The sequence below is a fragment of the Pseudarthrobacter arbutini genome, from assembly GCF_054510915.1.
In genome coordinates this window covers 156,340-176,122 of record NZ_JBTNDQ010000006.1, presented here as the reverse complement: position 1 = coordinate 176,122, position 19,783 = coordinate 156,340, and the positions used below count along the sequence as shown (strand labels likewise).

The following is a 19,783-nucleotide window of genomic DNA, read 5'->3' as shown; positions in this document are numbered from 1 at the left end:
CAGTGAGGCTACACCCGATCCCGCGCTTGGCCCGGCGGCCTGTCGAATGTCAGCGCCCCCGACTAGGCTCGATGCATGGAACACAGCACAAGCCTGACCCAGCACATTCATGCCACGCCGGAAAAGGTCTGGGCGGTCATCTCGGACATCCCGGGTTCCGCCTCCACCCTGTCCGGCATCGACGCCGTGCAGATGCTCAGCGACGGGCCCTACGGCGAGGGAACGCGCTGGAAGGAAACGCGGACCATGATGGGCCGCTCGGAAACTGTGGAGATGTGGGTGACGCAGGCCGATCCTCCCCGAAGCACCACGGTCAAGGCCCTCCAGGGCGGCGCCGATTACACCTCGCGCTTCAGCCTGGCCGAGCGCGACGGCGGGACGGACCTGACGCTGACCTTCGGCGCCGACGTCGTCAAGCCCACCCTGCTCAGCAAGGTCAGCATGACCCTCTTCGGCAAGCTGGGCATGAGCATGACACGCAAGGCGCTCTCGAAGGATCTGGCGGAAATCGCCGCCAAAGCGGAAACGCTCTAGTGGCGGCAAAGGCCCCCAAGGTAACGGCTCCCCGGCTCTCGCCGGTCAGCCTGGAGGATGTCACGGATGATCCGGCCCCGGACTTCCAGCGTGGTGAAAGGTACGACGGCGTCCGGTACAGCCGGGCGGCCGCCGACGGTCTGGAGCTGAGCGGCACGGATTTTGCCGAGTGTGAGTTCCAGGGCGTCTCCTTCAATGACACCCAGCTCCGCGGGGCCACGTTCCGGGACTGCATCCTGTCCGAGCTGTACGCGCCGGTGTTCCGGGCCGCCCGCTCCACGTGGCGGGACGTGCAGCTGAACAATCCCCGGCTGGGCTCCGCTGAGCTGTATGAAACCGGCTGGCAGTCGGTCCGGATCGACGGCGGCAAGCTGGACTTCCTGAATCTGCGCGGGTCCAAGCTGACGGACGTTGTCATCAGCGATTGCATCATCAACGAACTGGACCTCGGTTCCGCCTCCGGGACGCGCGTGGCGCTCAAGAACTGCACCATCGGCACCCTGGATCTCACGGGCTCGCGGCTGAAGGATTTTGACCTTCGCGGCACGGATTTCCGGACCATCAGCGGCCTCGGCAGCCTGGCCGGCGTGGTGATCGACGACTATCAGCTGAGCCTGCTGGCGCCGCTCCTTGCCGGGCACCTCGGCGTCCTTGTCCTGTGAGTGTAGTCTTTATAGAACGAACGGTCGGTAAATAGGGCGGTCACTGGACGGCCCCGAAGATTTCCGGCTCCCTGGCGTAAAGGATTTGTTCTTATGGTCGAGGCTTTTCTTGTTGGCGGCGTCCGCACTCCCGTGGGCAGGTATGGCGGTGCGTTGTCGGCGGTCCGTCCTGATGATCTGGCTGCACTGGTGATCCGGGAGGCCGTGTCCCGTGCGGGCCTCGACCCGGACAGTATAGAGGAAGTCATCCTGGGCAACGCAAACGGCGCGGGCGAGGAGAACCGTAACGTGGCCCGGATGGCAGTCCTGCTGGCCGGGCTTCCCCTCCACATCCCGGGCATCACGGTCAACCGGCTGTGCGCGTCCGGGTTGAGCGCCATCATCCAGGCCAGCCACATGATCAAGTCCGGCGCCGCGGACGTGGTGATCGCCGGCGGCGTCGAGTCCATGAGCCGGGCACCGTGGGCCCAGGAGAAGCCCGCCACGGCGTTCGCGAAACCGGGACAGATCTTCGATACGTCCATCGGCTGGCGCTTCGTCAACCCCCTCTTCCAGAAGGGCGGGCTCGCCCGGGACGGCAAGATGACTTATTCCATGCCGGAAACCGCGGAGGAAGTGGCCCGCGTGGACGGCATCACCCGCGAGGACGCCGACGCCTTCGCGGTCCGCTCCCACGAGCGTTCCCTCGCCGCCATTGCCGCAGGGCGCTTCAGGGACGAGATCGTCCCGGTGACGGTCAAGTCCCGCAAGTCCGAGACCGTCGTGGACACCGACGAAGGCCCGCGCGCCGGCACCACCCTGGAAGTCCTCGCCGGGCTGCGCCCCGTGGTTCCGGGCGGGTCCGTGGTCACGGCTGGGAACTCGTCCACGCTGAACGACGGCGCTTCGGCCATCATTGTCGCGTCCGAGGCCGCCATCGCCCGGCTGGGCCTGACGCCGAGGGCTCGGATCATCGACGGCGCCTCAGCTGGCTGCGAACCCGAAATCATGGGCATCGGCCCGGTCCCGGCGACGCAGAAAGTGCTAGCACGGAGCGGCCTCAGCGCTGGTGACCTGGGCGCCGTCGAGCTTAACGAAGCGTTCGCCACGCAGTCGCTCGCGAGCATGCGCCGGCTCGGGCTGGACCCGGACACCGTGAATAACGACGGCGGCGCCATCAGCCTGGGGCATCCGCTCGGTTCCAGCGGATCACGGATTGCCATCACCCTGCTGGGCCGGATGGAACGCGAGGATGCCAGGATCGGCCTGGCTACGATGTGCGTCGGGGTGGGCCAGGGCACGGCGATGCTGCTGGAGCGTGTCTGATGCCCGCCCCGGAAAGCGCGAACGGACACTTGAGCCCCTCTCCAGACAGCGCGAACGGACACTTAAGCACCGTTGAATTCGGCACCCTCCTGGTCGAGGAGCGGGATGACCGTGTGGTGGTCCTCCTCAACCGACCGGAAGTCCGGAATGCCATCGACCAGCAGATGGTGGACGAACTGCACGTGGTCTGCGCTGCGCTGGAGCAGAATCCCAAAGTCCTGATCATCTCAGGGGTCGACGGCGTCTTTGCCTCGGGTGCGGACATCGCCCAGCTGCGCGAGCGGCGCCGCGATGATGCGTTGCAGGGCATCAATTCCACTATTTTCGTGCGGATCGCCAAGCTGCCCATGCCGGTCATAGCCGCCCTGGACGGGTACTGCCTGGGCGGCGGCGCCGAGCTCGCCTACGCCGCAGACTTCCGGATCGGAACGCCCAGTGTCCGGATTGGCAACCCCGAAACAGGGCTGGGGATCCTCGCTGCGGCCGGGGCCAGCTGGCGCCTCAAGGAGCTAGTGGGGGAGCCGTTGGCCAAGCAGATCCTGCTCGCGGGCCTGGTCCTCCGCGCCGAGGAGGCTCTGGCTGCAAGCCTCATCACCGAAATCCACGAGGCGCCGGAACTGATGGATGCCGCGCACAACCTGGCGGACCGGATCGGCCGCCAGGACCCGCTGGCCGTGCGGATTACAAAGTCCGTGTTCCACGCCCCGGCCGAAGCCCACCCGCTGATTGACCAGCTGGCACAGGGGATCCTTTTTGAATCCCAGGCCAAGTTTGACCGCATGCAGGCTTTCCTCGACAAGAAATCAGAGAAGAAGAAACCATGACGAACCCGAACCTTCCCTCCACCGTCGGCGTCCTCGGTGGCGGCCGCATGGGCGCGGGGATCGCCCACGCCTTCCTGATCAACGGTGCCGACGTGCTGGTGGTGGAGCGCGACGAAGCGTCCGCCGAAGCCGCCCGGGAACGCGTCGAATCCGCAGCCGCCAAGAGCATCGAACGCGGAGCCACCGACGGCAACCTGGATGAGATGGTGTCGCGGCTCGCCGTCACGGTCGATTACGACGACTTCAAGGACCGCCAGCTGGTGGTCGAGGCCGTTCCCGAAGACTGGGACCTGAAGGTCACCTCGCTCCGCGGCATCGAGGAGCGCCTGGCCGATGACGCCTACCTGGCCTCCAACACGTCGTCCCTGTCCGTCAACGGCCTGGCCCGCGAGCTCAAGCGGCCGCAGAACTTCCTCGGCCTGCACTTCTTCAACCCCGTCCCCGCCTCCACCCTCATCGAAGTGGTGCTCGGCGAGCAGACGTCCCCGGACCTGGCTGAGGCGGCGAAACGGTGGGTCGAGGCACTCGGCAAGACCGCCGTCGTCGTCAATGACGCACCGGGCTTTGCCTCGTCACGGCTGGGTGTGGCCATCGCGCTGGAGGCGATGCGCATGGTGGAGGAGGGGGTGGCGTCCGCGGCGGACATCGACGCCGCCATGGTCCTGGGCTACAAGCACCCCACGGGCCCGCTGCGAACCACGGATATCGTGGGCCTGGACGTGCGGCTGGGCATCGCCGAGTACTTGCATTCCACACTGGGGGAACGGTTCGCGCCGCCGCAGATCCTCAAGGATAAGGTGGCCCGCGGAGAGCTTGGACGGAAGACCGGCAAGGGATTCTTCGACTGGGCTGAGTAGGATTTCCGGGTGACCCTCTTTGAACCCATCACCTTGACCGGCCGGCACGTGATTCTTGAGCCGCTGAAGCACGATCACCATGACGGCCTGGTGGCGGCCGCACAGGATGGCGAGCTGTGGAAGCTCTGGTACACGTCCGTCCCGGCGCCGGACGGGATGGCGGCGGAGATCGACCGCAGGCTGGCCATGCAGGAGCAGGGGTCCATGCTGCCGTTCACCACCCGGCTGATCGATCCTGCCACCGGCGGCCCGGGCCGGATCATCGGCATGACCACTTACTGCAATATCGACGCCGGCACGCCCCGGGTGGAGGTCGGCTACACGTGGAACACGGCGTCGGTCCACGGCACCGGCACGAACCCTGACTCCAAGCTGCTGCTGTTGCGGCACGCGTTCGAAACCCTGGGCTGCGTGGCCGTGGAGTTTTGTACGCACTGGCTGAACCACCAATCCAGGGAAGCGATCGCCAGGCTGGGTGCGAAGCAGGACGGCGTGCTGCGCAGCCACCGGCGGACCAGCGACGGCGTCCTGCGCGACACCGTGGTGTTCTCCATCCTGGAGCACGAGTGGCCGATGGTCCGGAACGGTCTGGAGCACAGACTCGCCAAGCACCGCTAGCGATGCTTGGCGAGCAGATCGTACGGGGTAGAGCTAAGGCGCCGTCACAACGAAGGCATCCTGGCTGGCCAAGGATGCAAAGTATCCGTGTCGATAGCCTTCACCGTTGGGGTGGAAGTTGGCACTATCGAGCGGATTTGCCGGGTTGTAGTTGATCCAGGGATCCGCCGAGCCAATGCCGTGGCCGGTGAAAGCGGGCGCGACGTTGACGTATGTGGACCCGGTCCCTCCTGCCACGCCTGCGATGACCTGATTCAGTACTCCGGCCAAGGGATTTGCCACCCCGGCGAACGGATGGGCAGGGTCGAACAGCAAGGGGTATCCGGTGAAGACCACCTTGGCAGTAGGCGACTTGGACTTGATGGCCGCCACGATTTCTCCCAGGCCCGTGGCGAGGCTGCCGTCAGTCAGTTTTGCTATCGCGACCCCTTGAGCGGTGGCGCACTCCACCGATTCCGGTGCAGGCACGCAGGCCATCAGGATGGCGATGGACTCGAGATCGTTCCCGCCGGCCGTCACCGTCACAATGTCGGTGTCACCAGTGACCTTCAGGAGCGCAGCATCCCTGACCTGGAAAGTTTTCCAACCCGAACATGCTGCATTCGCCGTGAGTTCCAGTCCGCGCAGGTTGTCCGCAATGACCGGATATCCCTTGCGGCTCACAAAGCAGGTCCGGTCTGTGTAAGGTGCCGCGCCTTGCCCGGCGGCGTAGGAATCGCCCAGCGCCACATAGTCGATTCGTGGCGTGGTCGCCGCTTCGGCCGGGATGACCGTGAAGCCCAAAGCCATTGCCATGGTGGCGAGGCCGGCCGCAAAAGCCGAGCGCCGACGTCGTACTCCAAAACGTGCCATTGAATTTTCCCCTTTTGACTATCTATTTGAATAAGTAACACAGGCATGTAACAGCCACCGTACGCCTTGCTCAAAGGCACGTCACGGGCCCGGAGTACTCGATTTTCTGCGCCGCTACACTGTCCGGTACCTGCCCATCGCGTGCGGGCGGTGGCGGCTGTGTGATTAGCTGTCCGGGTGGAGACGACAGGGGGAGCCGTGAGCTGGGACGGAGCCGTGAATGCCTGGCACGTTGCCGGCCGCGTTTACCGGATGGGGCGCCGCGAATGGCTCACCGAGGCAGGTTGGCGGCAGGCGTACGACGACGGCGTCCGCACGGTGATTGATCTCCGTAACTCCCGTGAAGCGCAGCGCCGGGACACCGACCCTGCGGTGACAAAAGCGGCCTGGTCCGGCGTCACGATCGTCGCCGCACCCACTGAAGAACCCGATGATCCGCGGTTCACCGTCGTCTGCGGACCGTACCTCAATGATCCAGCCCATTATCTGCACAACGTCCGGCTCTACCCGGAGAAGTTCGTGGCGGTGTTCCGCGCTGTCGCGGCAGCCGAGGCCGGTGCCGTCGTCATTCACTGCACGGCGGGACGGGACCGGAGCGGCATGGTGGCGGCCATGCTGCAGGACCTCGCCGGCGACCCGGACCAGCTCATTGCGGACGGCTACTCCAAAGCCGCCCGAGACATCAACGAACGCTTCCGGACGCACGGCCCGCCCCATGCTGGCGAACGCTACATCGACGACGCCGAACTGACACACCTGCTGGAGCGGCGGGGCCAGGCCGTGGTGGAGTTTGTCCGGGAGCTGGACACCCGCACCTTCCTGCTACGCAACGGCCTGTCCGAGGCCGAACTGGACGCCGTCCTGAGCCTGCTCGTCAGCCGGGTGGCGCCATGAATTCCATGAAGTACGTGGCGGCCTCGCTCGCGGTGGCGGGAGTGGTGATGCTTGTCGCCGGGCCGTTCTGGGCCGTCCTCGCTGCAGATTTCGGGACTACTGAGGAGAACTTCGGGCTCGGCGACGGGACCGTCGATGGCGAGTGGCTCCCGGGCCAGATCTTCCTCATGCTGGGCGGGGCAGTTTTGTGCCTGGCCGCGGTGGTCGCCGCGTACATGGCACGCCGGAGCGATGCAGATGAATAGAACGAAAGCGACGGCACACAGGTTGAAACGCGTATTTGCGGCAGCAGCGGCTGCCGGAGTGGCACTTTCCGTGGGGCTCGGGGCCGTGCCGGCCTGGGCTGTTGAACAGCCGGCTATTGAGCCTCCGCCGGTCGTCGCGCAGCCGAGCGAAACGCCCCCCGGCGACGCCCGCCTTCGGGAAGCTGCCCTCCGCGATCTTGGCCTCATGCCAGACGAGTTCGCGGCTGCGGGCCAGCTGGGCAAGCGGGCCGCGGACGTTGTGGAGGCCCTGCGGGATATCTCCGGCTACCTCGGAACACGGATCCACGACGGCCGCATTTTGGTTGCCGGCACCGGCGCCGAGCTGGAAGCGGAGGTGGCACGGCTCAGCGCGACGATCCCGGCCGTCGACCTTGAAACCGCACCCGACGCGCCGCCGTCGGACGCTCCCAGTGAGGACACTGACGCGCCGGCCGCGACGGGCACTCCGGTGACCGGTTCTCCGGCGACCGGCACCGAACTGGCCCGGAGCACCCATGAGCTGTACCAGGCATACCTCCGCGACGTGGGCGCGGCTGGGTTGCAGGCCGTGGCGTACACCGGGAGCAGGTTCGTAGTTCGTACCGGCAGAATCAACGGGTCCGAGGCCACAGTGCCTGATTCGGCCGACGACGCCGGAAATTCGAGCCTCACCGGCCCAAACTCGGACGGCAAGATCTCGCCCGCCGAGTTTGTGGCCCGCTACGCCAACGTGCAGCTCGACGCCGGGGCGCCGCTCGCGCCGCAGGCCGACCTTTCCGGCGGCCAGGGCTACTTCACCGACATCGGAGAAATCTGCTCCGCTGGCTTTTCAGTTTTTGACCCGGCAGGCCTGCCGGGCGTCCTCACCGCCGGACATTGTACTGATGACGGGGCCGCGGCAACGGCCACCGTGGAATTTCCGCAATGGAACCGTAGCGACCTGTTGGGGACCTTCGGGTTCAGCCAGTTCGGCGGACCCGGAAACTCCACAGTCCTGCGCCCCGGCAACGATGATGACCCCGGCAACGTCGGCACGGACATCGCCGTTATTGGTCAGCTTCGCGCCGACCTGGACCCGCTGCCCGCCGCCAGCACGTGGAACGATCCCTCGCAGGCCGGCGGGGACGTCAAGATCATAGGAACGGCCGCCCCGGTAATCGGCATGCCGGTCTGTCGCTCCGGCCGAACCTCAGCGTGGTCCTGCGGAACCATCGACGAGGTGGGGATCTATGTGGCAGGCGGACTCAACTATGCGACGACGCCAACAGACCTGCGGGCCTTCAACGGTTTCTTGTCCTTCGATGTCCAGTCCAGCGGCGGCGATTCCGGCGGGCCCTGGGTCAGCGGCAACTACGCCGTAGGCACCCACTCGGCAGGAGAAGAGGCACCCAAACCAAACGAAGCGCTGCCGGTAAACTTCGCCGTGGCCGCCACGCTGCAGGACTCATTGGCGGTACTTCCCGGCTACCAGCTGGAACTCTTCCTCAACAAGCCGACGGTGACGTCGCCCGCGCCGGGGGCAACGTTCGACGCCGGCCAGACCGTCACCGGCACGGTGGCCGCGGCTCCGGCGTCGGCTGTCGCGGCGGGTTCGAAGGTCAGGATCACCGTGAGTGGGCAGGCGCCTCTTGAGGTTCCCGTGGATGCTGGCGGTGCGTGGTCCTTTACTGCCCCCGCGGTGGCCGGCCCGCTGCGTTTCACGGCCGAAACGGTCAACGGATTCAGCACATCCGGTGCCGCGGCCTTCGACTTCGCCCCGGTCAGCCAGCCCTCCCAGCCAGCCCCGCAATCTCAGCCCCCGGCTGCGGTGCCAGCCGCGAACGGTGCGCTGCCCCCAAAACGTGACAGCGCCGCCGTCGTACGTCCGCTGGGTGACAGCCGGGCCGCTAACCTGGCCAACACCGGCGCCTCCGGGCTGATTCTGTTTGCCGGCCTGGCGGCTGGTGCGCTCGCTGTCGGCGGTGTGCTCCTGTTGTTGGCGAAGCGGCGGCGGAAGCGGCAGCGCCCCACCCCAAGTTGATCTATCACTAAACGTCGTCATCAGCGTGGAATGGCGACGCTAAGTGATAGGTCAACAGGGGAGTGGGCGGGCTACTTCCTCGGCTTCATCAGCAGGTTGGTGATGCGCAGCGTGCAGAGGCGCTGGCCGGCGTCGTTGGTGATGAGGACCTCGTGCGTGGTCAGGGTGCCGCCGAGGTAGATAGGAGTGGCGGTGATGGTGATTTGACCCTCTCGCGCGGAGCGGTGGTGCGTCGCGGAGACGTCCACCCCCACGGCAGTTTTCCCCAACGTGCTGGCATGGATGACCGCCGCCCAGGAGCCCACAGCCTCGCCCACCGCCAGGGACGCGCCGCCGTGCAGCAACCCGAACGACTGCCTGTTGCCCTCCACAGGCATGGTCGCCACCACGCGCTCGACCGACTCCTCCAGGATTTTCACGCCCATCTTCTCGTCGAGCTCGCCGAGGACGATCTTCCATGGGGTGGTGTCCGGCGCAGCGGCGTCGGGGGATAGGGCGGTCATGGGTCTCCTTTGGCGAGGCTGAACTTCCAGTGTGCGGCACGGCACAGTCATGTACTGTAGACATATTACCGAACGGACGGTCAGTAAAGCCCTGGCCGCGTTTTGTCCCCGCCTTGGAAGGACCCGTCAACGATGACCACCACTGCAGAAACCACAGTCGACACCGTCCAGACAGTTCCCAGTTTTGTGCAGGATTCCTGGTGGACTCCCGACGCCGGTTCGGCTGCGTCCGCTGTCCCCGTGCGGGATGCGAGCACCGGAGAAGTCCTGGCCAAGGTGAGCACCGACGGCCTGGACCTTGCCGCCGTCGTGGATTACGGCCGCACCACGGGACAGACGGAACTGGGCAAGCTGACCTTCCACCAGCGCGCGCTCAAGCTCAAGGAGCTGGCGCAGTACCTGAACGCCCGGCGCGAGCACTTTTATACTTTTTCGGCCCAGACCGGTGCCACCAAGATCGACTCGATGATCGACATCGATGGCGGCATCGGAGTCCTCTTCACGTTCGGCTCCAAGGGCCGGCGCGAGCTGCCCAATTCGCAGGTAGTGGTGGACGGTCCCATGGAGGTGCTGTCCAAGGACGGCTCGTTCGTGGCCGAGCACATCTACACGCGCATCCCTGGCGTCGCCGTGCAGATCAACGCGTTCAACTTCCCGGTCTGGGGCATGCTGGAGAAACTCGCGCCCGCCTTCCTTGCCGGCGTCCCCACCATCGTCAAGCCGGCCACCCCCACCGGGTATGTGGCCGCGGCCGTGGTGAAGGCGATCATTGAATCCAACATCCTGCCGAAGGGCTCGCTGCAGCTGATTTCCGGTTCTGTCCGCGGCCTTCTGGACGTGCTGGACTACCGCGACCTGGTGGCCTTCACCGGCTCCGCGTCCACCGCGCTGTCCCTGAAATCGCATCCCAACGTGGTGCAGGGCGGCGTCCGGTTCACGTCCGAAACGGACTCCCTCAACGCCGCCATCCTTGGTCCGGACGCGGTGGAGGGCACGCCGGAATTCGACGCTTTCATCAAGTCAGTGGTCACCGAAATGACGGTCAAGGCGGGCCAGAAGTGCACGTCCATCCGCCGCGCCATCGTCCCGCAGGAGCTGGTGCCGGCGGTGATCGCCGCTGTCGGCAGGCGCGTGGATGAGCGTGTGGTGCTGGGGGATCCCCGCGCCGACGGCGTCACGATGGGCGCTTTGGCGTCGCTCGAGCAGCTCACCGACGTCCGCGCCGCGGTGCAGTCAATGCTCGACGCCGGCGGTGAGCTCGCGTACGGAACGCTGGATTCGCCGTCGGTCACCTCTGCCGGCGGCGCCACGGGCGTAGTGGATGCTGGCGCCTTTATGTCGCCGGTGGTGCTGAGCTGGGCTGACGCGGAGACTGACGCGATCCACTCGCTGGAGGCGTTCGGCCCGGTAGCCTCCGTGATCGGATACAAGGACCTGCCCGACGCCGTCCGCCTCGCCGCCCGGGGCGGCGGCTCCCTCGTGGCATCGGTGTGCACCAACGATCCGGCCGTAGCCCGCGAACTCGTCAGCGGGATCGCCGCGCACCACGGCCGTGTCCTGATGCTCAACCGCGAGGACGCCCGCAGCTCCACCGGGCACGGCTCACCCGTGCCGCACCTGGTCCACGGCGGTCCCGGCCGCGCCGGCGGCGGCGAGGAGCTCGGCGGCATCCGTTCGGTCATGCACCACATGCAGCGCACCGCCATCCAGGGCTCGCCCAACATGCTCACCGCCGTCACCGGCCTCTGGCACGCCGGGGCGGACCGGAACTTTACCGTGGAGACCGAGGGAACGCATCCGTTCCGGAAGTCGCTTGCTTCGTTGCGGATCGGCGACGCCGTCCGGTCCGACCTGCGTCAAGTGTCACTGTCGGACATTTCGGCGTTCGCTAACTCCACGGGCGACACCTTCTATGCCCACACCAACCAGGAAGCGGCCGAAGCCAACCCGTTCTTCCCGGGCATCGTGGCACACGGATACCTGCTGCTGAGCTGGGCCGCCGGGCTGTTCGTGGAACCGGCACCGGGCCCGGTCCTGGCCAACTACGGCCTGGAGAACCTCCGCTTCATCACGCCTGTGGCTGCCGGGGATTCCATCCGGGTCACCCTGACGGCCAAAAAGATCACGCCGCGCGAAACCGACGAGTACGGCGAGGTGGCCTGGGACGCGCTCCTGACCAACCAGAACGACGACATCGTGGCCACCTACGACGTCCTCACCCTCGTCGAAAAGTAGCCCCACCCCGGACGCTCTCTCACTAGTCCGAAAATGGAGGGGACGTGACCGCGGTCGGTGCGCACTGGTGCACCCCGTCGTGGTCTGGCGGGTGTTGGTGTTGGTATGAAGACGGGTAGGGGGTGAAGGGCCCACGGCGTGATCCCCGACGCCCGGCTTAATGACGGACTGAAAGAACCATAGTGACTACGGCGTCGGCAGGCGACCACAGGCACATTTTCAGCCCGGAACGGGCGCCCCGCAAGGGGCATACAGGCTTAATGTACGGTTTCCGGCGACGTTCTCGCACAGGTGAGAGAGCGTCGGGGTTTTTCCCGCATTATGTGAGAGAGCGTTTGGATCTTTCCGGGTTGCTGCGGCGTAAAATTTCCACCGTAGGAGGTGGCCAAATGAACCTAGCCATGAACACAGCCACAACCATCCTGCCCGTCGATGACGCAGCGCGCGCCCGCAGTTTCTACACCGAAAAACTGGGCCTCCCGCACCGCGGAATGACAGACAATGGAAGCGAATTACTCGGTAGCGACGGCGGCCCGATGCTGCAGTTGTTGCCGGTCTCGGACGGGAAGCACTCCGAGCACACCGCCCTTAGTTTTGAGGTGCGCAACATTGAGCGGATCGTGCAGGACATGGAGGCCAGGGGCGTCCGTTTCCAGGATTACGACCTGCCCAACCTCAAGACCGAGAACCACATCTGCACCACGGACTCCGAGAAATGCGCCTGGTTCATGGACACGGAGCACAACATCCTCTGCGTTCACGAGACGTTGGGAATGCAGGCCGAATACCAGCTCTGACCGCCTCGGCAGGTCGCACTCAGCAGGCCGCAGCATTCCCTAGTGCTGCGCGTGGAGCCCGTCGAACGCGATGGTGATGACGTCGTCGGCCAGTTTTTCCGGCGTGAGGGAGCCGCCCGGTTTGTACCATTCCACGATTGAGTTGATGGTGCCGAACAGCAGGCGCGTGACGGTGCGCGGATCGATGTCCTGGCGCAGCGAGCCTTCGTCGCGGGCTGCGGAAATCAGGGCGGCCACCTCGTGATCAAACGCGCGACGGCGTTCCAGGGCGTCGCGCTCAATGTCAGTGTTGCCCCGCAACCGTAGGAGCAGCGTGACAAACGGCAGCCGCTCCACCAGGACGGCCACGGTCTGACGCAGGACAAATTCCAGCCGTGCGTCCGCCGCGCCGCTTTGCGCCCCGGGCTGTTCGAGGATTGATTCCAGGCCACCGAGCGCATGGTCCAGGGCGAGCTTTAGGAGGTCGCCCTTGGACGGCACGTGGTGGTAGATGGCCGATTTCGAGATGCCCAGGTTCTCGGCCAGAATGCCCATGGAGGTGGCGTCGTAGCCGTGCCTGTTGAAGACGTCGACGGCGATGAGCAGCACCGACTGCTGGTCGTAACCGGGACGGCCGCGCTTGCTGGGGACTGCTGTAGTTGGCATACCGGCTATTTTCCCACGAACGTTCGGTAATCCCTGCAGCGGCGCAGCTGGGGCCTCAAGTGTCCGTTCGCGCTACGCCTTGGGACGGAGGTCGTAGATCCGGCGCAGCTTGCCGTTTGACCGCTCCAGTGAACCCGGCTCCACCACGTCAACGGCGCACGAAGAACCCACGTGGATCTTGATCTGCTCCTGCAAGGTGCGCGCCGCCGTCGTACTCTGCTCAACTGTCACCGCGTCCCGGCGCTCGATCTTGACCGTCAGCTGGTCCATCCGCTGGCCCTCGGGGCGGGTGAGTTCGAGCTGGAAATGCGGGCTGAGTTCGGGGATGCGCAGCGCGATTTCCTCGATCTGGGACGGGAACAGGTTCACGCCGCGGAGGATGATCATGTCGTCGCTGCGGCCGGTGATGCGGCCCATCCGGCGGTGCGCGGGGCGGGCGGTGCCGGGCAGCAGGCGGGTGAGGTCCTTGGTGCGGTAGCGGATGATCGGCAGGGCTTCCTTGGTGAGCGACGTAAAGACCAGTTCGCCATGTTCGCCGTCGCGCAGCACGTTCTCTTTGCCCATTGCGGGGTTGAAGGCGTCGATGATTTCCGGGCGGAAGTGGTCCTCCCAGATGTGGCTGCCGTCCTGGGTTTCCACGGCCTCGCCGGCGACGCCCGGGCCCATCACTTCGGACAGGCCGTAGATGTCGCAGGCCTTGATGTTCATGGTGACTTCGAGTTCGTGCCGCATCTCCTGCGTCCACGGTTCGGCGCCCAGGACTGCGTACTTGAGCGAGGTCGACGTCGGGTCGATGCCCATGTGGGCCATGGCGTCGGCGATGGTGAGCAAGTACGTGGGCGTGGCCAGGATGGCGTCCGGCTGGAAGTCCTGGATGAGCTGGATCTGGCGTTCGGTCTGCCCGCCGGACATCGGGATGACGGTGCAGCCCAGTGCTTCAGCGCCGGCGTGCGCGCCTAAACCGCCGGTGAACAGGCCGTAACCGTAGGCGTTGTGGACCTTCATGCCGGGCCGGACGCCGGACGCGCGGAGGCAGCGCGCCACCAGTTTGGCCCAGTCGGCCAGGTCCTGCTTGGTGTATCCGACGACGGTGGGCCGGCCTGTGGTGCCCGAACTCGCGTGTATGCGGGCTACTTCGCTCTGCGGCACGGCGAACATGCCGAACGGGTACTCGGCGCGCAGGTCTTCCTTCGTGGTGAAGGGGAAGTTGCCCAGGTCGGCCAGTTCGCGGAGGTCCGTGGGGTGGATGCCCGCGTCGTCGAATTTGCGCTTGTAGAGCGGCACACGGTCGTAGGCGTAGGCAACGGTGTGCTGCAGGCGGGTGAGCTGGAGGGCCTCGAGTTCGTCGCGGGAGATGGTTTCTTCGCGGTCCAGGATGGGATCTGTGCCCTGGGACGTGGACTGCGGCATGGGGGTTTCGGGGGCGTGGAGGGTCATGGTTTCCTACTTCTTGGGAATGGTGCGGCTGCGTCCGCGGAACTCGGCGATGAGTTCCCCAGGGTTGCCGGAGCTGGGTAACGAATCGGCCTGCGCAACGAGCTGCGCGTCGGCGTCGGCGGCGAAAATCTGGATGTCGTAGAGCCCGCTGCGCCCAGAGCTGGAACGGCGGTCCGCGACGGCGGTGATCACCTGGCCGCGGTAGGCGGGCTTGAGGAAGTTGATGTCGACGCCGGCGGCAACGGTGATGCTGTCGGCCTCTTCCGGGGTGGGATTGACCGGGTTGCAGGCCAGGGCGAAGGCGGAGTCGGCGAAGGCGAAGATCATTCCGCCGTGCGCCATGCCGAACCCGTTGAGCATTTCCTGCCGGAGTGTCATGCGGATGGTGGCGTGCCCGTCGCTGACGGCGAGGACCTCGATGCCCATCCATTCGGAGGCGTAGTCGTTTTCCAGGATGGGGTGGGTGGCCCCGGAGAGTGCTGCTTCAGCCATGCGTCATTGCCTCCAGCTTTATTTACCGAATGTTCATTAGGTAATCCCAGATGCGGGTCCGGTGTCAAGGGCAGACCGGTCTGTGGGTACCCCTGATCGGTGGGACCCCCGGCACGGAAGTGCAAGGATGGAGGGACCGGCACCACGCACAGCAAAGGGCGGACCATGGCCAAAGGCATCTACGTCAGCGCGACCACCCCGGGGTCGGGCAAATCGCTCGTGGCCCTGGGCCTCGCGGACACTCTCCACCGGCACGCGGACCGGATCGGCTTCTTCAAACCGGTGGTCCACGGCCCGGACGCCGCCAGCGACCCCATGGTGGCGCTGATGAAATCACGCTTCGCGCTCGACGACGACCGTTGCCGTGGCGGCCTGACGTCCACCGAAGTGCGTGCCCTCCTGGCAGACGGAAAACGCGCCGACATCGATGCGCGCTGCGTGGAGATCTTCGCCGAGATTGCCAAGCATTGCGACGTGGTGATCGTGGAGGGGACGGACCTCACCGGCCAGGACGCCGCCGTCGAGTTTGACCTCAACGCCCGGCTGGCCAACAACCTGGCCGCGCCGGTGGTTGCCGTGGTGGGCGCCAAGGGGCTCAGCGTCGCGGAGGCCGCGGCCGCCGTCGAGGTTGCCCGCAAGGAGCTGGTGGCGGAAAAGTGCACGCTGCTGGCCATCATGGTGAACCGCGCTGACCCGGACCTGGTGGAGGAAATCGCGGCCGCCATCAAGCCGGGTGCATCCAACCGGCCCGTGTACGTCCTGCCGGAGCTGGAGGAGATCGCCCGGCCCACCACCGGCGAGGTTGCCACGGCCCTGGGCGTGCGGCAGATCGCCGGCCTCGCGGACATGGAACGCGACGTGCGGGACATTAAGGTGGCCGCCATGAATGTGGGCAACTTCCTGAACGTGCTGGACGAGGGGGCCCTGGTGATCGTTCCCGGCGACCGCGCGGACGTGATGGTGGCCTGCCTGGCGTCGTCGTTCTCGCCGGAATTCCCGGTGCCGTCCGCGCTGATCCTGACCGGCGGCCTGTCCCCGGACGCCAACATCTACCCGCTCCTGGCGCAGGCACCGTTCCCCGTGTTCGCCGCCAGCCAGGACACCTACACCACCGCCAAGCGGGTCTCCGAGGTCCGCAGCGAGATCTGGTCCGGGCACCGCCGCAAGGTGGCCTCCGCCCTGGGCCTGTGGTCCAAGCGCGTGGACGAGGCCGAACTTGTGGAACGTCTCCACCTGCCGCGCCTGGAGCGGATGACCCCGCTGCGGTTCCTGCACGACCTCATCGAACGGGCCAGGGGCCAGCGCCGGCACGTGGTGCTGCCGGAGGGAACGGACGTCCGGATCCTGCAGGCCGCCGAAATCCTGCACCGCCGCGACGTCTGCGATCTCACCCTGCTGGGACCGGAGTCGCAGGTCCGTGAGCTGGCGGCGGCCAACGGCGTCGACCTCGCCGGGATCAACATCGTGGACCCGGCCACCTCGGAATTGCGGCAGGGCTTCGCGGAGAAGTACACCGAGCTGCGCGCGCACAAGGGCGTGGACCTGCCCAAGGCGCTGGAAATCATGCAGGACGGCAGCTACTTCGGCACCATGATGGTCCAGCTGGGAGTGGTGGACGGCATGGTGTCCGGCGCCGCCCACACCACCGCGCACACCATCCGCCCGGCGCTGGAGTTCGTCAAAACGCGCGACGGCGTGAAGATCGTGTCCTCGGTGTTCCTGATGCTCATGCCGGACCGGGTGCTGGTCTATGGCGACTGCGCTGTGAACCCCGATCCCAATGTGGAGCAGCTCGCGGACATCGCACTCGCCTCGGCCGAAACGGCGGTGCAGTTCGGGGTGGAGCCGCGGGTGGCCATGCTGTCCTACTCCACCGGCGGCTCGGGTTCCGGCGAGGCCGTGGACGAAGTCCGGCAGGCCACCGAACTGGTGCGTGAACGCCGCCCGGATCTCGCCGTCGAAGGCCCCATCCAGTACGACGCCGCCGTGGACGCTTCCATCGCGGAGTCCAAAATGCCCGGCTCGTCGGTTGCAGGGCAGGCGACGGTGTTCATCTTCCCCGACCTGAACACCGGCAACAACACGTACAAGGCGGTGCAGCAGAGCTCCGGGGCGGTCGCCGTCGGGCCCGTCCTGCAGGGCCTGCGCAAGCCCGTCAACGACCTCTCGCGCGGCTGCACCGTGGAGGACATCGTGAACACGGTGGCCATCACCGCCATCCAGGCGCAGGTGCCCGCGCCTCAGAGTTAACGTCCGACGGCGGCCCCCGGGTTGGGTGCCGCCGTCGCCGACATCAGCTCGCTGTCTTAGCTGTTTTCCGGCTTGGCCAGGCTGTCTGGGTCTTCTTCCTTGGCGGGCTCGTCGGAGAGTCCTTCGGGCGTGAGGTCCAGGTTTTGCAGATCTTCGGGCGGCTCAGCGGCCTCGCCCACCTCTTCGGCTTTGGGGCTTCCGGTATCGTCCAGGGCCGGGTTGGCACCCTCGACGCCGGTAGGGTCCTTGGTGCCGGAGCCTGCTGTCCCGGGCTCGGTGTTGTCGGGCTGAGTGGTGTCGTTCGGCATGAAAGTCCCTCTCTGCGTAGTGCAACGTGTCCGCCGACTCTAGGCGCCTGCCGCGGCTGACGCAACGGCAGGCGCGGGGTGAGCCGGTCCGCAGCCTCAGCCCTGACGGGCCTTCATCCGCGGGTTCTTCTTGTTGATGACGAAGGTGCGGCCCCGGCGTCGGACGATCTGGGCGCCGGGAACCTTCTTCAGGGCGCGGAGGGAATTTCTGACTTTCATGGGCTTGCTCCTTGTAATTAGTAGCGGTGTTGACGGTTGCGGGTAGGTGCAGTGTGAAGCCGGGGCCGTTCAGGACGGGGCGGGGTCGAGCTGGAACGGGTCGGTCAGACCGGCGAACCCGGCCTCCATTTCCGCGTCGGTGAGTTCGCAGGCGGAGAGCAGCTGCGCAATTTCCGCCGGGTCCATGCCTTCTCCGGTCGCGGCCAGCACGCTTCCGCGGTCCCCGTGTTCCGGATGCCAGTCCAGGTGCGCGTCCACATGGTTGAGGGGATCGGGCGCCGCACCGGTGTCCTGGTCTGCCAGCCACGGTCCGGTATTTTCGAGCCAGACACGCGGGCCGATGCCCTGGATGGCGATCCGGCACTGCGGTGCGGCGGCGATCCACAGGCGTCCCCGCAACCAGCAGCACCCTTCCGCGAGGGACGCCAGGGCGTGCCGGAACCGCTCAGGGTGCAGCGGCCGTTGGGCCCGGTGGGTGACGGTAGTGAACGGTGACGTTGAGGACGACGCCGGGATCCGCACCGAACCGGGGACCGTCCGGCTCAGGGCGTCGTGGTAGTTGTGGCGGCCTGGGCGGATGAGGCGGGCGTTTTCCGCCACGTCAGCGTGAGGGGCCAGTTCCCTGACCAGTTGCACGCCGCGAACACGCAGGGCGGGGTCGGCCGGAAACAGGTCCACCTCCGCCAGCAGGACGGTGTCATTGAACGACAGCTCGCCGATAAGGAATTCACCCGCAGTTCGCTGGTCCTCCGGGACCGGCGTGAACCCGGACTCAAACAGGGTGTGGTGGTCCCAAATGTGGTCCTCCAGCGTGTCAGGGGCGCAGGCAAGGACAGCGGAATCAATCGTCACCGGGCGGGAAAGGCCACGCCGCAGGGCGCCGATCGCTGCCTCCGCGGACACGGCCGGAGGGAGCCCGATGATGGCCTGGGTCTCCCCGCGTTCCAGCAGCCGCTCGATGGTGGGCACGAGGTCCAGCCGCACGGTGCAGCTCAGGCAGCCGTGTTCCAGCTGCGTCTCGGCGCGCTCCACAAGCCCGGACTGGCTGGAGATCCGGCGGATGACCACGCCGTTCTCCAACAGGTCGTGCAGGACCACCACGGCGCCGGGATTGGCCGCGGCCGCGTCTTGGCAGGCTTGCTGGCGGCACAGGGCGTCCAGGGAGCTGATCACAGTGATATGCATGCCGATCACTCTAATGAGAATCATTCGCAAAAACAAGTCGCCAAGCTCAAGGGCCCCGAGGTCCGGTTCTCCATGGCGGCAAGTACTTGACGCAATGGAAAGTACTTTCCTAAGATGAGTTCAATACCAGCACCGGCGAAAGGCAACACCATGGACGAAACAACGGAAAGTCCCACTCCCGCCCAGGCACAGGAGCTCCTGGCGAAGGCCCAGTCGATCGGCGCCACCTCCATCAACGCAGCGTCGTGGCCGGTTGCCATGGTCTTCACCAGCCTGGCCATCCTGGGATCGATGCTGATGATCGGCATGCAGATCGTGTCCCACACCGGGTACGGCGCCCCGCTGCTGGCGACCGCCGTCGGCATCTGGGGAGCGGCAACGGCCTGCATCTGGCCGATGTTCCAGACGTCCACCAAAGCCGGGTACACCAGGCGGTTCCTGACGTCACTGATTGCCTACTTCTTTCTGTACAGCGTCGCGCTGGTGGTGGGAGCCAGCCTCTTCCGCGACGGGAACATCTGGTTCTACGTGAGCGCCGCCGTCGTACTTGCCGGAGTTGGCCTGGCCGCCGCCTTCCGCGAGCTGCGCGCATGAGCACCGCAGCGGAGCATCCCCGCCACCGGCTCGACGACCTTATCCACCAGCCGGTCCGTTTCTCCATCATGGCGGCGCTGGCAGGCGCGGAGTCGATGGACTTCAAGGACCTGCGGGACGCCATCCAGGTCAGCGATTCCGTGCTCAGCAAGCAGCTCACCGTCCTGGAGAAGGCCGGGTACGTGAAGATCAAGAAGGGATTCGCGGGGAAGATGCCGCGGACCTCGGCGAGCGTGACCGCTGCAGGGCGGAAGGCCTGGGACGGGCACCTGCAGACCCTGCGGGACATCGCCGGCGGCTGACGCTG

General features: G+C 66.3%; 22 protein-coding genes. 14 read left to right on the top strand and 8 right to left on the bottom strand.

The window, feature by feature from the left end:
• Window positions 1-75: 75 nt before the first annotated feature.
• The 6 genes from ACX80V_RS08950 to ACX80V_RS08925 all read left to right on the top strand — a co-directional run bounded on the left by ACX80V_RS08950 (window position 76) and on the right by ACX80V_RS08925 (window position 4,800).
• Window positions 76-534 carry an SRPBCC family protein gene (locus ACX80V_RS08950; protein ID WP_485842859.1) on the top strand — a complete coding sequence of 153 codons (459 nt, stop codon included), beginning with the start codon at window positions 76-78 and terminating at the stop codon, window positions 532-534.
• Window positions 534-1,196 carry a pentapeptide repeat-containing protein gene (locus ACX80V_RS08945; RefSeq protein ID WP_058931410.1) on the top strand — a complete coding sequence of 221 codons (663 nt, stop codon included), beginning with the start codon at window positions 534-536 and terminating at the stop codon, window positions 1,194-1,196. The genes ACX80V_RS08950 and ACX80V_RS08945 overlap by 1 nt, the downstream gene beginning before the upstream one ends.
• 93 nt (window positions 1,197-1,289) lie before the next feature.
• Window positions 1,290-2,501, top strand: a complete 1,212-nt coding sequence (locus ACX80V_RS08940; RefSeq protein ID WP_485842858.1) for a thiolase family protein — start codon at window positions 1,290-1,292, stop codon at window positions 2,499-2,501.
• Window positions 2,501-3,325, top strand: a complete 825-nt coding sequence (locus tag ACX80V_RS08935) for an enoyl-CoA hydratase/isomerase family protein (RefSeq protein WP_485842857.1) — start codon at window positions 2,501-2,503, stop codon at window positions 3,323-3,325. The genes ACX80V_RS08940 and ACX80V_RS08935 overlap by 1 nt, the downstream gene beginning before the upstream one ends.
• Window positions 3,322-4,182: a 3-hydroxyacyl-CoA dehydrogenase family protein gene (locus ACX80V_RS08930; protein ID WP_485842856.1), complete on the top strand. Its 861-nt coding sequence runs from the start codon at window positions 3,322-3,324 to the stop codon at window positions 4,180-4,182. Before ACX80V_RS08935 ends, ACX80V_RS08930 begins: the two co-directional genes overlap by 4 nt.
• Window positions 4,183-4,191: 9 nt before the next feature.
• A complete protein-coding gene (locus ACX80V_RS08925) occupies window positions 4,192-4,800 on the top strand; it encodes a GNAT family N-acetyltransferase (protein ID WP_485842855.1) in 609 nt (202 codons plus the stop codon).
• 33 nt (window positions 4,801-4,833) lie between these two features.
• On the opposite strand, the gene ACX80V_RS08920 is transcribed toward ACX80V_RS08925, so the two are convergent.
• On the bottom strand, window positions 4,834-5,652 hold the full coding sequence (locus tag ACX80V_RS08920; RefSeq protein ID WP_485842854.1) for an SGNH/GDSL hydrolase family protein: 819 nt from the start codon (window positions 5,650-5,652) through the stop codon (window positions 4,834-4,836).
• Between the two features lie 198 nt (window positions 5,653-5,850).
• Here ACX80V_RS08920 and ACX80V_RS08915 point away from each other — a divergent pair, with 198 nt between their 5' ends.
• The 3 genes from ACX80V_RS08915 to ACX80V_RS08905 are packed head-to-tail and all read left to right on the top strand — an operon-like array spanning window position 5,851 to window position 8,811.
• On the top strand, window positions 5,851-6,546 hold the full coding sequence (locus tag ACX80V_RS08915) for a tyrosine-protein phosphatase (RefSeq protein WP_485842853.1): 696 nt from the start codon (window positions 5,851-5,853) through the stop codon (window positions 6,544-6,546).
• The gene (locus tag ACX80V_RS08910; RefSeq protein WP_485842852.1) at window positions 6,543-6,791 is read left to right on the top strand and encodes a hypothetical protein; all 249 of its coding nucleotides are present in this window, start codon (window positions 6,543-6,545) and stop codon (window positions 6,789-6,791) included. The genes ACX80V_RS08915 and ACX80V_RS08910 overlap by 4 nt, the downstream gene beginning before the upstream one ends.
• A gap of 22 nt (window positions 6,792-6,813) precedes the next feature.
• Window positions 6,814-8,811 (top strand): S1 family peptidase, encoded by a 1,998-nt coding sequence (locus ACX80V_RS08905; RefSeq protein ID WP_485842851.1) that lies wholly within the window; start codon window positions 6,814-6,816, stop codon window positions 8,809-8,811.
• 71 nt (window positions 8,812-8,882) lie between these two features.
• On the opposite strand, the gene ACX80V_RS08900 is transcribed toward ACX80V_RS08905, so the two are convergent.
• Complete coding sequence (locus tag ACX80V_RS08900; RefSeq protein ID WP_485842850.1) at window positions 8,883-9,314, bottom strand: PaaI family thioesterase; 432 nt, start codon at window positions 9,312-9,314, stop codon at window positions 8,883-8,885.
• 132 nt (window positions 9,315-9,446) lie between these two features.
• Here ACX80V_RS08900 and paaZ point away from each other — a divergent pair, with 132 nt between their 5' ends.
• Window positions 9,447-11,549, top strand: a complete 2,103-nt coding sequence (gene paaZ, locus ACX80V_RS08895) for a phenylacetic acid degradation bifunctional protein PaaZ (protein ID WP_485842849.1) — start codon at window positions 9,447-9,449, stop codon at window positions 11,547-11,549.
• A 401-nt stretch (window positions 11,550-11,950) separates the two neighbouring features.
• Window positions 11,951-12,346 (top strand): VOC family protein, encoded by a 396-nt coding sequence (locus ACX80V_RS08890; protein WP_485842848.1) that lies wholly within the window; start codon window positions 11,951-11,953, stop codon window positions 12,344-12,346.
• Between the two features lie 39 nt (window positions 12,347-12,385).
• On the opposite strand, the gene ACX80V_RS08885 is transcribed toward ACX80V_RS08890, so the two are convergent.
• The 3 genes from ACX80V_RS08885 to ACX80V_RS08875 form a co-directional block, all read right to left on the bottom strand.
• A complete protein-coding gene (locus ACX80V_RS08885; RefSeq protein WP_056346431.1) occupies window positions 12,386-12,991 on the bottom strand; it encodes a TetR/AcrR family transcriptional regulator in 606 nt (201 codons plus the stop codon).
• A 72-nt stretch (window positions 12,992-13,063) separates the two neighbouring features.
• The gene (paaK, locus tag ACX80V_RS08880; RefSeq protein WP_485842847.1) at window positions 13,064-14,428 is read right to left on the bottom strand and encodes a phenylacetate--CoA ligase PaaK; all 1,365 of its coding nucleotides are present in this window, start codon (window positions 14,426-14,428) and stop codon (window positions 13,064-13,066) included.
• A 6-nt stretch (window positions 14,429-14,434) separates the two neighbouring features.
• Window positions 14,435-14,920 (bottom strand): hotdog fold thioesterase, encoded by a 486-nt coding sequence (locus ACX80V_RS08875; protein WP_485842846.1) that lies wholly within the window; start codon window positions 14,918-14,920, stop codon window positions 14,435-14,437.
• A 165-nt stretch (window positions 14,921-15,085) separates the two neighbouring features.
• Here ACX80V_RS08875 and pta point away from each other — a divergent pair, with 165 nt between their 5' ends.
• Window positions 15,086-17,170 carry a phosphate acetyltransferase gene (gene pta / locus ACX80V_RS08870; RefSeq protein ID WP_485842845.1) on the top strand — a complete coding sequence of 695 codons (2,085 nt, stop codon included), beginning with the start codon at window positions 15,086-15,088 and terminating at the stop codon, window positions 17,168-17,170.
• A 56-nt stretch (window positions 17,171-17,226) separates the two neighbouring features.
• On the opposite strand, the gene ACX80V_RS08865 is transcribed toward pta, so the two are convergent.
• From ACX80V_RS08865 to ACX80V_RS08855, 3 genes are all read right to left on the bottom strand, one after another.
• A complete protein-coding gene (locus ACX80V_RS08865) occupies window positions 17,227-17,478 on the bottom strand; it encodes a hypothetical protein (RefSeq protein ID WP_485842844.1) in 252 nt (83 codons plus the stop codon).
• A 96-nt stretch (window positions 17,479-17,574) separates the two neighbouring features.
• Window positions 17,575-17,697 carry a type B 50S ribosomal protein L36 gene (gene ykgO / locus ACX80V_RS08860; RefSeq protein ID WP_058931424.1) on the bottom strand — a complete coding sequence of 41 codons (123 nt, stop codon included), beginning with the start codon at window positions 17,695-17,697 and terminating at the stop codon, window positions 17,575-17,577.
• A gap of 69 nt (window positions 17,698-17,766) precedes the next feature.
• Window positions 17,767-18,882: a GTP-binding protein gene (locus tag ACX80V_RS08855; RefSeq protein WP_485842843.1), complete on the bottom strand. Its 1,116-nt coding sequence runs from the start codon at window positions 18,880-18,882 to the stop codon at window positions 17,767-17,769.
• Window positions 18,883-19,032: 150 nt separating this feature from the next.
• Here ACX80V_RS08855 and ACX80V_RS08850 point away from each other — a divergent pair, with 150 nt between their 5' ends.
• Together ACX80V_RS08850 and ACX80V_RS08845 are read left to right on the top strand one after the other, a co-directional pair.
• Entirely contained in the window at window positions 19,033-19,476 is a 444-nt protein-coding gene (locus ACX80V_RS08850) for an MFS transporter (protein ID WP_485842842.1), read from the top strand.
• On the top strand, window positions 19,473-19,778 hold the full coding sequence (locus ACX80V_RS08845; RefSeq protein WP_485842841.1) for a winged helix-turn-helix domain-containing protein: 306 nt from the start codon (window positions 19,473-19,475) through the stop codon (window positions 19,776-19,778). Before ACX80V_RS08850 ends, ACX80V_RS08845 begins: the two co-directional genes overlap by 4 nt.
• The last annotated feature ends 5 nt before the right edge of the window (window positions 19,779-19,783 follow it).

Coding starts and splice junctions, on each gene's coding strand:
- ACX80V_RS08850 (WP_485842842.1), top strand. CDS start 19,033: ATGGACGAAACAACGGAAAGTCCCACTCCCGCCCAGGCACAGGAGCTC.
- ACX80V_RS08900 (WP_485842850.1), bottom strand. CDS start 9,314: ATGACCGCCCTATCCCCCGACGCCGCTGCGCCGGACACCACCCCATGG.
- pta (WP_485842845.1), top strand. CDS start 15,086: ATGGCCAAAGGCATCTACGTCAGCGCGACCACCCCGGGGTCGGGCAAA.
- ACX80V_RS08885 (WP_056346431.1), bottom strand. CDS start 12,991: ATGCCAACTACAGCAGTCCCCAGCAAGCGCGGCCGTCCCGGTTACGAC.
- paaK (WP_485842847.1), bottom strand. CDS start 14,428: ATGACCCTCCACGCCCCCGAAACCCCCATGCCGCAGTCCACGTCCCAG.
- ykgO (WP_058931424.1), bottom strand. CDS start 17,697: ATGAAAGTCAGAAATTCCCTCCGCGCCCTGAAGAAGGTTCCCGGCGCC.
- ACX80V_RS08920 (WP_485842854.1), bottom strand. CDS start 5,652: ATGGCACGTTTTGGAGTACGACGTCGGCGCTCGGCTTTTGCGGCCGGC.
- ACX80V_RS08845 (WP_485842841.1), top strand. CDS start 19,473: ATGAGCACCGCAGCGGAGCATCCCCGCCACCGGCTCGACGACCTTATC.
- ACX80V_RS08890 (WP_485842848.1), top strand. CDS start 11,951: ATGAACACAGCCACAACCATCCTGCCCGTCGATGACGCAGCGCGCGCC.
- ACX80V_RS08875 (WP_485842846.1), bottom strand. CDS start 14,920: ATGGCTGAAGCAGCACTCTCCGGGGCCACCCACCCCATCCTGGAAAAC.
- ACX80V_RS08940 (WP_485842858.1), top strand. CDS start 1,290: ATGGTCGAGGCTTTTCTTGTTGGCGGCGTCCGCACTCCCGTGGGCAGG.
- ACX80V_RS08935 (WP_485842857.1), top strand. CDS start 2,501: ATGCCCGCCCCGGAAAGCGCGAACGGACACTTGAGCCCCTCTCCAGAC.
- ACX80V_RS08950 (WP_485842859.1), top strand. CDS start 76: ATGGAACACAGCACAAGCCTGACCCAGCACATTCATGCCACGCCGGAA.
- paaZ (WP_485842849.1), top strand. CDS start 9,447: ATGACCACCACTGCAGAAACCACAGTCGACACCGTCCAGACAGTTCCC.
- ACX80V_RS08910 (WP_485842852.1), top strand. CDS start 6,543: ATGAATTCCATGAAGTACGTGGCGGCCTCGCTCGCGGTGGCGGGAGTG.
- ACX80V_RS08930 (WP_485842856.1), top strand. CDS start 3,322: ATGACGAACCCGAACCTTCCCTCCACCGTCGGCGTCCTCGGTGGCGGC.
- ACX80V_RS08855 (WP_485842843.1), bottom strand. CDS start 18,882: ATGCATATCACTGTGATCAGCTCCCTGGACGCCCTGTGCCGCCAGCAA.
- ACX80V_RS08865 (WP_485842844.1), bottom strand. CDS start 17,478: ATGCCGAACGACACCACTCAGCCCGACAACACCGAGCCCGGGACAGCA.